Source organism: Candidatus Zixiibacteriota bacterium, assembly GCA_016933955.1.
Lineage (GTDB): Bacteria > Zixibacteria > MSB-5A5 > GN15 > PGXB01 > JAFGTT01.
The window spans coordinates 245,844-261,333 of sequence record JAFGTT010000032.1 but is presented as its reverse complement, the minus strand read 5'-3'; the positions used below and the strand labels follow the sequence as shown (position 1 = coordinate 261,333).

The 15,490-nt window shown below is 49.1% G+C and carries 11 protein-coding genes; 5 read left to right on the top strand and 6 right to left on the bottom strand.

All coding sequences use genetic code 11. The annotated features are described in order from the left end of the window. Positions 1-28 precede the first annotated feature (28 nt). From JXQ28_12395 to JXQ28_12385, 3 genes are all read left to right on the top strand, one after another. Positions 29-475, top strand: a complete 447-nt coding sequence (locus JXQ28_12395) for a histone H1-like repetitive region-containing protein (protein MBN2278532.1) — start codon at positions 29-31, stop codon at positions 473-475. Between the two features lie 322 nt (positions 476-797). After that, complete coding sequence (locus JXQ28_12390) at positions 798-2,063, top strand: hypothetical protein (GenBank protein ID MBN2278531.1); 1,266 nt, start codon at positions 798-800, stop codon at positions 2,061-2,063. Positions 2,064-2,197: 134 nt separating this feature from the next. Further along, positions 2,198-4,414, top strand: a complete 2,217-nt coding sequence (locus JXQ28_12385; GenBank protein ID MBN2278530.1) for a hypothetical protein — start codon at positions 2,198-2,200, stop codon at positions 4,412-4,414. Between the two features lie 55 nt (positions 4,415-4,469). On the opposite strand, the gene JXQ28_12380 is transcribed toward JXQ28_12385, so the two are convergent. The 4 genes from JXQ28_12380 to JXQ28_12365 form a co-directional block, all read right to left on the bottom strand. Continuing rightward, a complete protein-coding gene (locus JXQ28_12380; GenBank protein ID MBN2278529.1) occupies positions 4,470-5,726 on the bottom strand; it encodes a cation:proton antiporter in 1,257 nt (418 codons plus the stop codon). A 416-nt stretch (positions 5,727-6,142) separates the two neighbouring features. Next, positions 6,143-7,153, bottom strand: a complete 1,011-nt coding sequence (locus tag JXQ28_12375) for an HDOD domain-containing protein (protein ID MBN2278528.1) — start codon at positions 7,151-7,153, stop codon at positions 6,143-6,145. Positions 7,154-7,287: 134 nt separating this feature from the next. Beyond that, positions 7,288-8,286: an HDOD domain-containing protein gene (locus tag JXQ28_12370; GenBank protein ID MBN2278527.1), complete on the bottom strand. Its 999-nt coding sequence runs from the start codon at positions 8,284-8,286 to the stop codon at positions 7,288-7,290. Between the two features lie 164 nt (positions 8,287-8,450). Next, positions 8,451-10,640: a UvrD-helicase domain-containing protein gene (locus tag JXQ28_12365; GenBank protein ID MBN2278526.1), complete on the bottom strand. Its 2,190-nt coding sequence runs from the start codon at positions 10,638-10,640 to the stop codon at positions 8,451-8,453. 111 nt (positions 10,641-10,751) lie between these two features. On the opposite strand from JXQ28_12365, the gene JXQ28_12360 reads away from it, so the two are divergent. Together JXQ28_12360 and JXQ28_12355 are read left to right on the top strand one after the other, a co-directional pair. Next, positions 10,752-12,560 (top strand): hypothetical protein, encoded by a 1,809-nt coding sequence (locus tag JXQ28_12360; protein ID MBN2278525.1) that lies wholly within the window; start codon positions 10,752-10,754, stop codon positions 12,558-12,560. A 100-nt stretch (positions 12,561-12,660) separates the two neighbouring features. Continuing rightward, the gene (locus tag JXQ28_12355) at positions 12,661-14,676 is read left to right on the top strand and encodes an LTA synthase family protein (GenBank protein ID MBN2278524.1); all 2,016 of its coding nucleotides are present in this window, start codon (positions 12,661-12,663) and stop codon (positions 14,674-14,676) included. 89 nt (positions 14,677-14,765) lie between these two features. Here the strand turns inward: JXQ28_12355 and JXQ28_12350 are convergent, their stop codons facing one another. Next, positions 14,766-15,101, bottom strand: a complete 336-nt coding sequence (locus JXQ28_12350) for an STAS domain-containing protein (GenBank protein MBN2278523.1) — start codon at positions 15,099-15,101, stop codon at positions 14,766-14,768. Between the two features lie 145 nt (positions 15,102-15,246). Further along, entirely contained in the window at positions 15,247-15,489 is a 243-nt protein-coding gene (locus tag JXQ28_12345; GenBank protein MBN2278522.1) for an RNA-binding S4 domain-containing protein, read from the bottom strand. Between the last annotated feature and the right edge of the window lies 1 nt (position 15,490).

Here is a 15,490-nt window from a genome sequence, read left to right as displayed (position 1 = left end):
ATACTTCTGTTAAGGGAGGAAAAAAGAGATGCCGACCCAAAGAAAAAAGGTCACCAAGCGGACGACCAAGGCGCGTAAGACGGCCGTACGGAAAGCCGCGCCGAAGAAAAGTTCCGCACGGAAGGCTTCACCCAAGAGGAGTACCACAAGGAAAACCTCAACCAGGAAAAGTACTGCCCGCAAGGCTGTGTCTCGCAAAACCGTTTCCCGCAAAAGAATGGTGAAGAAGGCATCAGTCAAGAAGGCGACGTCGCGCAAGCCGGTCCGCAAGGCGGTTTCCAAGAAAACCACGGCTCGCAAGCCGGCGACCTGGAAGAAATCCACGCGCAAAGCAGTCGCCAAGAAGTCGACTCCCAAGCGTTCGGTTAAAAGGGCCTCAAGAAAATCCACGCAGACTATGATGGCCATGCCGACCAGGAAAAGACGCACTCGTCGTGCATCATCCCGACGGACCAACTGGGGTACCAGAAAATAGTCCGTTTGATTTAAGGTATGAATCGAACCGGCCGGGTATATATCCGGCCGGTTTTTTTATTGTTGGCCGTTTTTCTTCCAAAATCCTGATCCTTTAAAATTATTATTTTTTTTTATGTTTCTGCGAAGATTTATTTTTTTTGTTGACCTTTTTAATCATTTGTTGTTTAATTGGCTCACGTTTCCGGGAAGGATACAAATTTTTTAAATAGATGGGACAAACCTGAATCTCTGAAAGGAGGTGGATAGCTGGAATTTCTTTTTACCTGTGAAGGTAATAAAACCGAATATGGAATGTTGGGTTATACAACAAAGGAGAAAGCATGAAAAGAGCGTTAATTTTTGCAATGGCAGTCTGTCTTCTGGTTTCCTCGGCCGCTATGGCCACCATGACCAGAACTCTGACAATGGGTGAGGCCAACACCATCATCCATGATGACAACAATATCTGGCAATTCCCGTCACGGATAGTGGATTATCCCGATATGGCGGTCGGCGAGTTTTCCTATAATACCGGCGGCTATTACTATTATTGGGATGAGTTCACTGATATCGGCGTCCATTATAACTTGAGCGATGAGACTCCGTTCGTTATCGGTGCCTATTTCACCACCGTCCAGCCTAATCAGGATTTCCCGTACTTCCTAACCAGCGAGTATTATGATGAAATACCCAATCACCGGATCGACCTGTTTGTCGGAACGCATTTTTCCGATATGAAGGCCGGTATGCATTTCGGCTATCTGAGTGGTTCTTATGAAACCGAGCAGGAAGATGGCACCGGGGAAGTGATTAATGAAACCGAATACTCGACCAAGGGTTATGGGTTCGGATTCGGTTTAACCGCGATGGAAAACAAACTCGACCTCGCGGCCGAACTGACTCTACTTTCTTGGACCGATAAAGGCGACAACGGTTACGACATAACGGAACCGGACGGCTGTATGTTGTTGGATTTGAGCGGCCGTATGTTTCATGAGATGAATCAGAAATTCACTCTCGTACCGCATGGCGGTCTGGAATTCGGCAAAGTGGCCAACAAGGAATACGATAATTGGGATGTGGAAGGTGAAGAAGGTGATGTAACCGATAAGGATAAGTATAGCAGGTTCATACTTGATGCCGGTATGGGTGTGAATTACACCCCGGCCGAGGGTGTTCTGGCGATTGCCGATTTCGGGTTTATGTACTACAAGGAAAAAGAAGAATATTCATACTGGGATGATGGCGATGAAGAATGGATCGATTACGAGTATGAATATTCCTGGTTTACCCTGCCGTATTTCAAAGTCGGTATGGAAGCCAAGGTTTTCAACTGGATGGATATTCGGATGGGCGGCACCTCCTACTGGGAACATGAAAAGGATAAATACACCTACCCGACCGGTGGAGATCCGGCGACTTACACCAATGAATACCGTTACGGCTATGTTAATAACGCCACCTATCTCGGTCTCGGTTTCCACTGGGGCCAGTTGAAAATCGACACCTATATCAATCCCGAAATAATCGTCAATGGATTCAATTTCATTTCCGGCACGGAACAGGATATGAACTATCAGGTTTCCGTAAAGTACGATATGTTCTAATGACCTGACGATTTTTCCGAATAAAGCCCCCGCCAATCGGGGGCTTTTTTTATTGGGCAGAAATCAATATTGCAATCCGTGGGGCGGTATATTATTGATTGGTCATAGATATTAATTATATGCGGAGGTGAAAGGTGTCCCGGTTATTATTACTTGTTATTCTGATTGCCGTCAGCCTGCCGGTCCCGGTTCTGAGCGGCGATGGAGTCGATATTCTGCAGTTGGTACTGGATTCGGCCGGATTCAGCCACTCCGATCTTGGGTATCAGCCGAAAGGCTACTGGAGCCGGTTTCCGCTTGATATTCCCTACCGGTTAACATCGTTTGATGATCTTTTCCGCGAACCTCTGAAGTTGTATGACTACAGTAAAACCATGGCCGGTAGTGTCGCAAAATATCATGATTCATCATTTCTGGACAGTTCCTCCCTGGGATTATATTATCTGACTTATTCGCTTGGTGTGGATCGGAAATTGGGCGGTTTTCGCAATTACTCGCCGAATCTGATAAGTGTCACCGATTCGACATATCCTCTGGCTGAGGCCATTGATTCTCTGTTCAAGGCGGCCCGGGAAGATCCATTGGTTCCAAGACAATTCTATTATCAACCCCTGACGCAGGATTATTTAAGATTGAACGCGGATTTGGCGGCTTTATCGGATAGCGATACCGTTGATGTTGTCGGGGAGTATAAAAGCAAGGCTAAATCGTACGATATGAAAATGCCGATCTATGAAAAATTAATTCTCGGTAAACTTATTTTGAATCTGATCGAGGCGGCGAAATGGCGGCGTATTGCCCTTCGGAATTGTGATCGGGATGAGATGGAGCGGATATTAAAGATTGACGACCTGGCTTTAACGCAATCCGATGGTAATATTTATTATCCGGAATACGATGATATCGCCGGGAGTATCGACATGGCCAGTATGCATTATGCCGCTCTTAAGGCGGCGGCTATTGTCCAGGAAACGGCCGATTCCATTATATATTACAAGGATTCCGTGGAATTCATCGATTTCTACCTGCCAACACCGTATGGAAGGATTGTCCTGGCCGGTTCGGGAAAAGGTCAACTGGATGATTATGGAATTGGAACCGGTCTGGCAACGATAGATTTGGGAGACGTGGAGGAGACCGGCGCGGTCGGAGCCACCGGGTATCTTGATATTCCAATTTCGGTGCATATAGATTTGGCTGGTGATGACATTTATTATCAGCACAAATCGGGTTATTTTACATCTCTCGGAGGCGGGGTGCTGGGAGTCGGGATTCTTTATGAGGCCGCCGGGAATGATGTTTATATCGGTAAAAATAATTCGCAGGGTTTCGGTGTATTTGGAGTTGGGATTCTTTTCGACCGGGAAGGGGATGATAAATATAGGGCCGAGCTGTCCGGCCAGGGGTGCGGCTATTTTGGAATCGGACTGTGCCTGGACGGGGGCGGCAACGACAGCTTTTATATTTACGGGGCCGGTCAGGGTTATGGCGGGATCGGCGGCGGAATCGGGGTATTGGCCGATTATATGGGCGATGATTTTTATGAGGGCGAACCATCGCCCGAGGTGTACGATCTGTCAGATTATCATTCCGAAAAAAAAATAAATGGGAACGGAGTCCAGGGGGTAGGTTTCGGAAGAAGAGGCGATATTACCGATGGTCATTCATGGGCCGGCGGTTTGGGGGCAATTATCGATATCGGCGGCAACGATCATTACCTCTCGGGCAACTGGTCGCTGGGGACGGCCTACTGGTTTTCCACGGGGATAGCCTATGACGGTTCCGGGAACGATTACTATGAATCATGCTATTTCACCCAGGGCTCCGGGGCGCATTTTTGTAACGGCATCATGATTGATGAGGGCGGCGACGACCGTCACGAACTTTATGAAACAGCCGGGGCGGCGCTTGGATTCGGATGGGATTACGCCAACGCTTTTCTATACAATATCGGCGGCAATGATTCTTACACCGCCGGGATGATATCGATGGGATGTGCCGAAATCCGGTCCAATGCCTTTTTGATCGAGATCGGGGGAGATGACACCTACCGGCTAAAAGAGGGGGCGCTGGGTCTGGGAGCGGTCGATGACCGGGATTATTACCGCCGCCCGACACAAGTGGTGACATATTATTCCGACAGTAAGTCGATCGGGGGGTTAATCGATATCGGGGGAAATGACCGTTATATATCTTACACCGACAGTACCGAAGTGGCTCATCCGGCGGCCGGAAACAACAGGTGCTGGTTTAAACCGGAGAAGAGCGACAGCACTTTCGGGGCCAACAATATCGGGGTCGGGACAGATGTCGAGAGCGGAATTATTCCGGAACTGGAAAGATGGAAATGAAGTCAGGACATAAAAAGACCGGTCATCGGACCGGTCTTTTTTCTACCCCGACGAGTTATTTTTTCTTTTTATCGCCCCTAAGAAGCGAAAATTTCAGAAGCGGGGGAGTCACCAGAGTAGTCACCATGACCATAATCACGACAGCGGAATAGGTTCCGATATCCACCAGCGGAACTTTATGCATCAACCCGGTGACATGATCAAGTTCCAGAATAGTCATTTTGGCGCCGATGGCGGCGAATATAAGGCCGACCTCGCCGCGCGGAATCATCCCCAGGCCAATGGCCAGGCGGTTGGTGGTTTTATCGAAAATAGCCAGCGAGCAAGCTTGTTTCCCGATAATGGCGACCAGGCTCATGACGCCGGCAAAAAAGAGGATTTCGGTATTGCCGAAGGTCCTTAGGTCAACCTTCATGCCCATCTCGACAAAGAAAATAGGAATAAGGAAGATTCCGATCGGCTCCACCAGTTCTTCGATATGGTGTTCGCCGCGCTCAGTGAATTCCTTGTAGTGGACCTTATCCAGAATCAATCCTGCGGCGAAAGCGCCGACAATGGGGGCCAGACCGATCTTATTGGCCAGAAAGGCCAGGGAGAAACAAACCAGCAAGCCGGTCGAAAGCAGGACGCCTCCCACTTTGAATTTGCTTCCCGCTTTAAACACGGTCGGCATCAACAGATTCCCGATGACAATGGCTCCGACAACGAAGCCGACTGCTTTGGCCACAATCAGCAGGACCTGAACCGAGTCTATCCCGGAGCCGCCACTGTTGGCCGTATTGATAACTCCGGTGACAACAGCCAGGATCACCAGTCCCATGATATCATCGATAACGGCCGCGCCGAGGATAATTTTGGCTTCATTGGTTTTCAGTTTCCCGATATCCTTGAGAACCCGGGCCGTAATTCCAACCGAGGTGGCGGTCAGAGTGGCCCCGATAAATATATGAACATAGGTCGAATGTTCCGGCAGGAATAGGATGGCGATGCCCCAGCCGAGGAAAAAGGGCGCGATGACGCCGAAAGTGGCCACCATGAAAGAGGCCGCGCCGACCTTCATCATCTCATTGATGGAAGATTCCAGCCCGACCATGAAAAGCAGGAGAATCACACCGATTTCGGCCAGGACTTCCAGTGTTACGCTGTGCTTGAATGGTTCGAAAGCATCGAAACCGATCATGGACAGATTTCCGATTACCATACCGATGACCAGTTCACCCAGCACGGCCGGTTGTTTGAATCTCTCAAATAAATCGCCGCCCAATTTCGCGGCCAGCAGGATGACTATCAATCCCAGCAGAACTTCGGCCACCTCGCTGTTTCCATGAGCGGATTCGTCATCGGGTTGGGATGCGTGGGTGGTGTGGCTATCGGAATTCTCGGTCGGGATTTCGGAGGGGCCGGGTATTTCCGGTTCGGCGGTAATGATCGTGCTGTCGATTTGTTCGGATGCGGTTGTGGTATTCAACCCGAGCGGGGTCTCGTTCTGACCAAAGGCGAGGGTATATATTAAATATCCTAAAATGACAATGAAAAAAATGGTGGTTCTTTTTCCCGTAAGTAATCTTGACACCGCCGAACTCCTTTCATCTATAAAAAATTTGAGTGAATTTAAGCTTTTGGGCCAAATTTACAAGGTTTTTTTTGAAGAATTAAACTGAATCGGGGGCCTCAATCACCCCTCGAATTATTCAGAAAAATTGGCACTCAGGTGAATGAGAAGATCTATTATCCGGTGACCGTTTTTTCGGACGCTCGTGAAACCTCGGTATTTTCGTAGTATCCCTGCATTTCCAGGTAGGTCTGCTCCAGACCGAAATAAAGGTCGGCCAGGTAAGCATTGGCATCGCTGATAATTTCGATCACATCTCCGACATCAAGTTCAAGATAGGCGGCCATTTCAAGAGAACGCGACAGGGAATCCCGCCGGATTTTTCCAGTTTCGGTGTGATCGAGTTTAAGATTCCGGGCCATGCTTTTTATTTCGCGGGCCAGCCGGGCGATATCGGTCTGGAATATTTCCAGCGAACCAACCGCAAGACGGTCGGCAAGAGAGACGATATCACACAGTTTTTCTTCGGTCGGATTGGTCGAAGTATCTTCGGAATTATGATGATTCCTGACGGCGTAGGCCAGCGATTTGGGAAGTCGCCAGGCGGTAATCAATTCGGCCCCGATCTCAGCATGGTTATACCCCAGGGTATCCTGCTCGACCACCACCAATTCCTGGCGGTTGCGGCGCGCCTTGGCGACCAGTTCGGCATAATCCTTTTTAAAATGCAACAGGAGAATTACAATCCCGACATCGTGGAGAATACCGGTCACAAAGGCCTCTTCCGGCTCGCGGTAACCGATCAATTCGGCGATGATACGGGCATTCTGGGCCACTTCAAGCAGATGGCGCCAGATACGCCGGATATCCATCATTTTCAGCAGTTCCTCATCGGGGGTCATGCCAAAAATGGTACTGCCAAGGATGAGGGTTTTGATCGATTCCAGACCCATGACAATAACGGCTTCGGAAACCTTGGTTACCCGGCCTTTACGCATGTAGTGACTGGAGTTGACCATTTTCAGGAGGCGGGTGGTCAGGGAGATATCCCGGGAGATAACCTCGGCGATTTCTTTAGCTCCGGCGTGGGGGTTATTGACGACTTTTAAAACCGCCGACAGCGATTGCGGCAAGCTGCCGAGTTCGTGGATTCCTTCGATGATTTCTCTGGGTGTTCCCGGTGTCATATTATCTCCTCAATTTCTATATGATATATCGGTTGACCGCCTTTGATATTAACACCTTTAGGGATTAGGCGGCGGAAACCGATGGATTGGCCGTATCGGTCACAATATGTTGCCGGACAATTAATTTGATGTTTTTACGAAATTTCGGCCGCGATTTCGACATTGAGCCGGCGCGCCTCATACTCTCTAATATATAATTGTTCGAGCGAAAAATAGATTTCGGCCAATTGCTTGTTGGCGGCAGTTATTATATCGATAACATCGCCAACATCGAGATCAAGATATTCCGCCAGCGTAATCGACTGCTGAAGTGATTCTTTTCGTATGCGATTAACGGTTTCACTTTCCAGCCCGAGATGTTTCTGATATTCACTTATTAACCGGATATTTTCTTCAACGTCGGGGTAGTAATCATTAAACGGACCCAGAGTCAGACGGTCGGCCAGCGCCACCATATTGTTCAGGCGGGTGGCTTCCGGTTCGAGGCCGGATTCATCCACCTGATGGTGGCCGCGGGCGGCGTGAGAAAGACGCACCGGTAATTTCCAGGTGTCAATCATTTCCGCTCCGAGATCACCGTGGGTGAATCCGAGAGTTTGCTGTTCTATTTTCCAGAGCGGGGTTTTCTCGGCGGCGGCCCTATCGATCAGGTCAAGATAACGATCACGGAAATACAGTAACATGATGATAATTCCCATATCATGAAGAATACCGGCGACAAAAGCCTCCTCAGGTTCCGGGTAGTTGATTTCCCGGGCGATACTTCGGGCCCCGGCGGCAACCTCAATAAGGTGGCGCCAGATCCGTTTGATATCGCACCGGCCGGAGAATTCGTTATCGGGCATCATACTGAACACCGAACTGCTCAGGGTGAGCATTTTGATGCTGTTAAGTCCCATCACTACCACCGCCTCGGTGACACGGGAGACTTTCCGGCGGCGGCTGTACTGAGCCGAGTTGACCATTTTCAAAACCCGGGCGGTCAACGACACGTCTTTGGAAATAACATCAGCGATTTGGTCGGCGCCGGCGGCCGGATTATTGATTATTTCGAGGACAGCCGCAAGTGTTTGCGGGAGACTGCCGATTTCGCTTATTCCGGAAATGATTTCTCCGGGACCGGGGGAGTCCATTCGTTGCCCTTTCTATGCTGCTTTTTGTCCCAAGTCGAATAGGCGCCTGCTGTCGGAATTTCAGGCGACAGGTATATACATATATTATCGGACAGGCGTTCAGACAGTTTAAGCAAAAGGTGGCGACGCGAAATAAATCGGATAGGAGATTGATCGGGAATAACTTAGCCGACGACTTTGAGTTTGGCGTATTTGGCCATGATTTTTTTGGTGCCAACCCCGGTGAAGTAGATTTCGAGACGCATCGATTCCCCCTCGCCCTCCACCCGGACCACTTTACCGCGGCCGAAAGTTTTATGCTGGACGATCCGGCCGACCCGGAGCATTTCCTCATCTTCGTACTCATAATGGACCCCGGAGATTTCTCGGATATTCTTTCCCAGGAACGATCCAACCGGGCGGACAGTTTCGAATTCGCGCCGGTGATGGCTTCGATAATCGGCGGTATCGATCAGAGCCGGGGGGAGTTCTTTAATAAAGCGGGACGGGATCGATTCCATCTCGCCGAAAAGATTACGGGTGGTGGCCATGGATAGCTGCAGATTTTTTTTGGCGCGGGTGGCCCCGACATAAAAAAGCCGCCGTTCTTCTTCCAGTTCGAGCGGGTTTTCGATAGCCCGGGCCAAGGGAAAAAGGCCCTCTTCAAGACCGACCATATACACCGAGCCGAATTCCAGCCCCTTGGCAGTATGAAGAGTCATCAGGGTCAGTTTGTCATCGATCTCCTTATAGCGGTCGAGATCGGTATAGAGCGAAACTTCGGCCAGGAAGTTTTCAAGAGTCGGTTCCGGGTAAGTGGCGGCGAATTCGTGGGCGCTGGAGATGAACTCCTCGACATTTTCCACCCGTCCCTGACCAACCAGCTGATCTTCTTCGATAAGATGCTCCTCGATTTTCAATTCATCAATTAATATCTGGGTCAGTTCGTCAATATCGAGATGATTTTTACGCTCGATAAAACCGGTCATCAGGTCATGGAAATCGCGCAGGATTTTTTTCGGCCGGGAGCCGAGGCTGTCGCAATTGTCGATTTCAGAGGAAGCCTCAAGCAAGGAGCGGTCATTGGCGCGGGCGTATGCGCTCAGTTTTTCGATGGAGGTGCCGCCGATACCCCGGCGGGGATAATTGATAATCCGCTGGAAGGAAATATCGTCTTTGGGATTGGCCGCTAATTTAAGATAGGCTATAATATCCTTGATTTCCTTGCGCTGGTAAAACGACAATCCCCCGATTATCTGGTAGGGGATATTGCGGCGCCGGAGAGCCTCCTCGAAAGGCCGGGACTGAGCGTTGATACGATAGAGAATCACCGTTTCCGAAAGTGAGTGGCGGCCCAGTGACTTTTCTATATTTCCCACCACGGTTGCGGCTTCATCGGCGGCGGTGTCGGTCAGAAAGAGCTTGAGAGGGTCGCCGCTTTTTTCCTCGGTCCAGAGGGTTTTCTCTTTTCGGTCGATATTGTTGGCGATAACCGATGAGGCGGCTTTAAGAATGATTTCGGTGGAGCGGTAGTTCTGTTCCAGTTTGATGACCCGGGCGCCGGGAAAATCTTTCTCGAAATTGAGGATATTGGAGATATCGGCCCCGCGCCAGCCGTAGATCGACTGGTCCTCATCACCTACGACGCATATATTTTGATGCTCGCCGACCAGGAGTTTCAACAGGAGGTACTGACTATGGTTGGTGTCCTGGTACTCATCGACAAGGATATATTTAAAGCGATTACGGTAACGGTCGCGGATATCCTCGCGGGATGACAGAATTTTGACGGAGCGGAAGATAAGATCATCGAAATCGAAAGCACCGCATTCTTTGAGACGCTGTTCGTAAAGGGTATAAACCTGAGCGGTGCGGGATTCGAAATAACCGGAAGCGCGGGCGGCGAAGGCGGCGGCATCGACCATCAGGTTTTTAGCATTGGAAATCTTCCTCTTGAGCGAGGGTGCCGGGAACTGGGTCCGGGCGATATTCAATTGATCCAGGCAGTTCTTTATTAAAGCGATCGCGTCGTCTTCGTCGAAAATGGTAAAATTGGCCGGATAGCCTATCTCCGCGGCCTCCTGCCGCAACAGGCGGGCGCAAAAGGAATGAAAAGTGGAAACGGAAAGACTATAGGTTTGGGTTCCCAAGAAACTGTTAATGCGCTCTTTCATTTCATTGGCGGCTTTATTGGTGAAGGTGACGGCCAGGATGTTGCAAGGGTCGGCCAGACGCTTTCCGAGGATATAGGCCACCCGACTGGTCAGAACGCGGGTTTTACCGGAACCGGCCCCGGCTACCACCAGCAACGGACCCTCGGTGGAAATCACCGCCTCACGCTGGACGGGATTTAATTTACTCAGCAGAGATTCCATAGTTTTCTTTCGCCGCAAAAGCCTTGAATATAATCATCCCGGCTTTTTTGGCAAGAGCCAAACAGCTTTGACTTGTAAATTGCCGGTCGGGCGTTTATTTTTAAGGTCAATATGTTCCGTGTAAGATCACCATATTCGGCAGTTATTATAATATTCGCCATCGCTTTTGTCATCCATGCCCTGTCACTTTCTTTCACCCAGGATGATGCTTTTATTTCTTATCGCTATGTGAAGAACTTTTTAAACGGGGACGGCCTGGTTTTTAATATGGGCGAGCGAGTGGAAGGATACACTAATTTTTTCCTGATAATTCTAATGGCGTTATTCGGGCGGATCGGGTTGGATTATATAATTGTCTCGAAGGTGATCGGAATAATGTCGGGGCTTTCGATATTCGGGCTGATTTTATTTAAAGGTCGGGAGTTTATCCCTGATGACAGATCCCGGTTGATTCCGATAGCCGCGGCATGGTTGCTTCTGGCCAACGGGGCAATGGCGTACTGGTCGATTTCCGGGTTGGAGACGGTATTTTTTTCGGCCCTGGTATTTTATGGTGTTTGGATGGCTTCGGCGCGAAGTTTCCTGTTCATCCCGTTTCTGGCCCTGGCTACCCTGACGCGGCCTGAGGGTGGACTGATATTTCTCCTGGTCATGATTTACTACCTGATCTCGGGATCGTATCGAATAGGTCATCTGGCTCTAATGGCGGCGGTCTTTGCTGTTTTAATTTTGCCTCAGTTCGTATTTCGCTGGTTTTATTACGGGGATTTATTACCTAATCCTTTTTATGCCAAAACCGGCTGGTCGAGCGAATATCTGGCATCCGGTTTAAGTTATATCCGGCTTTTTTTAAAAAATTATGGTTTTGGCGGCGGGCTTATTGTAATCCCGATGGTTCTTTTCCGGTTTATTCCTCAGCGATTAAAATTGTTTCTGCCGGTTATTATCGGTTTTATCATTTATGTCGGACTGGTGGGGGGGGATGTTCTTCATGGCTATCGTTTTTTTATCGTCCTGCTACCGATTTTGTACATCCCGTTTACCTCGGCCATTTATTTTCTGGTTGATAAAATCACAAAAGGGAAATCTCCTGTCCGGGCAGTCGTTTTTGCTGTTGTTATGATTGCCTGCGGGGCGGCAACCTTTCTTATTCCCCGTCCGGGATTGCTCCGGGTGAGAGAATTCGAGATCGGACTGGTCAGCAGTATGAAACGACAGGCGGAAATTATTGGACAGGCACGCTCGTATCATTATACCATTGCCCTGACGACTATCGGAGCCTACGGTTTTTACAGCGGGGCGGAGGTCATCGATATGCTCGGTCTGACCGATCGAACAATTGCCAAGAATCCCCGGCCGGTCTGGGGTATTAAATCAACCTGGAAAGAGCGCAATTACAATGTCCCTTACCTCATGGAGCGTGAGCCGGATCTGATTCTTTTTTCGACGGGATTGAAACCGTCGGCCCCGGCTGAGAAGGCCTTATTTCTGTCATCGAAATTTCGTAATGGCTATTACCCGGTGTTTCATGTCGAGGGGTATATGTATACTATTTTCAAACATCGGGATGATTACCGGGGACCGGATAGTTATTACAGCGATCCCGGATTTATCAACCTTTATGCCGAGGCGCTCAATTACAACCGGGATAAAGAATTCGACCTGGCCTTCGAAGCGGCCGGGCAGTCCGCCCGGAGCGGTCCCCCGGACTTTTACCTGCCGGTAGTTCTGATGGGGGATATCATGCTGGAAAAAGGCGAACTGGAGCGGGGATTAAACTATCTTCAGCAGGCCTTCGAGATGTCGGATGGCCACGCCTCGACGGCCGGGGATAAATTGGGCCGCTATTATGAAATGATCGGTGATACAGCCACGGCCGATATTTATTATAATGCCATCATGAAGGTCAACAGGCTATAATGGCCGGACCGGAAAACCGTTATTTCCAATTATTCAATTTTTCTCTGGTCGAAATGTATGTTTCGGCATAAATTCTCCTTTTTAAATATTGAGGTCGGCAATGATCAGGGGAAGAAATTATAAATTTCGGTTTGTTTCGGCGTCCGCCTTTTATATTCTCGGGGCGGCGCTTCTGTTACTGTTATATTCCGAATTCTGGCGATTGTTATTGATGGTCAGCAATCCTGATCCGGTATCCGAAATTCCTCTGTCAATTCTGATGCAATCCTTTATAATCGGGGCCCGTTTTGATTTTCGGGTAATCGCGGTGGTTCTCCTTCCTCTTTTCCTGATAGGTACCATTCCGACCATAGATATTTCGCGGTATCAATCAGTGCGGGTTGTCAATCTGGTTTTGCTGGGAGTCATTTCGGGAGTGATGTTTTTCCTGCACTTAATCGACATCGAGTTTTACAAATTTTTCAAGGCCCGCCTCAATGGTTCGGCGCTGCTGTGGAAAGACAGTTCCAGCGACATGATAAAGATGATCTGGGAAAGCTACCCGGTAATACGGTATATGCTTTTATACCTGGTGATCCTGGTAACTTTCATCTACCTGGCCAAACGTCTGCTTGGTTTGATTCTCAATCTCACCGGTCCCAACCGGGGCTGGGTGACGGCGGTTTATATTCTTCCGGTGTTGTTTATATTGGTTATTGGCGGAATCGGCCGAATTTATGAAGTGTCCCCGATGCGATGGGGAATGGCTTTTTTCTCCAGGTATGAATTCGCCAATCAGCTTACTCTTAACCCGGTCCATGAATTCGCCCGGGATATTTTTTATGATATGGGCAAAAGAGAGCAAATTCACCGGCTGGTGGAACAGGTGGAGTATCCCGAAGGGGAAAACACGGTCAGGGAGATGCTGGGGATGCCGCCTGTCAAAGATGGCCAGGAAGAGAAACGGTTGGTTCGCCATCGCCATTTCGAGAAACAAAATCCCGACCCACCCAATATTATTGTGGTCATCAGCGAGTCTTTCGGATCGAGCAAGATCGGCACATTGCTGAGTGAATACCAGTATGATCTGACGCCGGGTTTTGATTCGCTGTCGAAGAAGGGGACTCTTTTCACCAATTTCTATTCAACTGGAACTCATACCTGTACCGCCATGTTTTCGGTCATGACTGGAACTCCGCACCTGTTCGGAAGGACCATGATGAAGCAGGTCCAGGGATACTGGACCTATTTTTCACTGGCCGCGATACTCCGCGAAAAGGGATATGAAACGATTTTCTGCACTACCCAGGATCCCCATTTTGACAATATGCAGGGATTTATGCGAGCCAACGGGGTAATGACAGTGTATTCGGTTCTGGATCACGATCAGTCATTGGTCTTAAACTGGCTGGGGGTTCCCGATCAGGTCATGTTCGATCATGCCTATAACCAGTTGCGGAAAAGGGCGCTGGAGGGCAGGAAATTTTTTGCCCTGATTCTCACCGGAACCAACCATCCGCCCTGCGAGGTTCCGGAGGTGGGGATCGAACGGATGCCGGAATCGGAACCGCGAAAAAACGAATTCGATGCCATACGCTACGCCGACTGGGCCTTCTCGCGATTCTTTTACCAGATCGACAGGGACAGCGCTTTCGACAACACAATCATCTTTTTTACGGCCGACAACGGTTTTCCGTATAACGTCACGACCGAACTGGATGTGTCATGGATACAGATTCCGTTTTTTGTTTACAGCACCAGAGGAGAAATAAACGGGGGGGTAAGAAATAATCGGCTGGGATGCCAGCTTGATATTCTTCCCACGGTGATGGGCCGGGTGGGGCTGGATTATGATGATTATTCGCTTGGTTATGATCTTTTCGATACGACCGCTACGGTCGAGGATTTTGCCTTTGCCACGAGCTGGTACAATATCGGTTTCATTCGGGACAGCCTCTTCTTTGTAAGCCGTCTTAACGGCGGTCCGATTTCGCTCTATCATCTGTCGGACAAGTCGTTTAATATTGCCGGGGAGTATCCTGAGGTGGTGGCGGAGATGAAATGCAAAGTGTATGGCCTTTACCAGAGCGCTTATTATAATCCGCGGCGTCCGCTTGATCGAAGCGGCAATAATTAATTCTTGCGATAAAATTAAAAACGGCGGCTTGATTGAATCAAACTGCCATTTTTAATATATCCTATCGGAAGCCGACCGGATAGGCCGGTTTAGAATGATTTTACGGCCTCGTCAAGAGAATCGTGGGTTTCGAAGATGGTCACCAGCCGGGTGATGGTCAGGAGTGATTCGATTCCCTTGGTCACATTGGCCAGCTTGAGCATGCCCTTATTGTTTTTCATGGTTGTCAGAGCCGAGATAAGCATACCCAGTCCAACCGAACTCATCCATTCCACTTTGGCCAGATCGATTACAACTTTTTTGGTGCCGCCGTTGGCCAGTTCATGCAACTTGCCATGAAACATGGTGGAGTCGGGACCGCCCATGACTTTGCCTTCAAGATGAATTATGGCCACATCGCCTTTGACTTCATCAGTAATTTTCATTGTCTTTCTCCGCTTATATATTCTTCACAATTTTCCCAAGACGACTATTGCCTGCAATTATCGGACCTGTACCGATATCGTCCCTGTTTAAAAAAAACACGAAAATGAAAAAAACGCAAGCCTTTCTATAAAAGAAACTGAAGGCTTACGCCATCGATTGGTAATAATTTTCTCTTTCTTCCTTTTTAACGTTTCCGGCGGGGAGAGCGGTTATTTTAATAGTGAGGGGATGACTGCCGCCGACACTGATAATATCGCCCTCGTTGACCTCGCCGGCCGGCTTACATCGTTCGCCGTTTTTTTTAATCAGTCCGCTGTCGGCCATTTCCTTGGCCACGGTCCGTCGTTTTATCAGCCCCACTTTGGAAAGATATTGATCGAGTCTCATG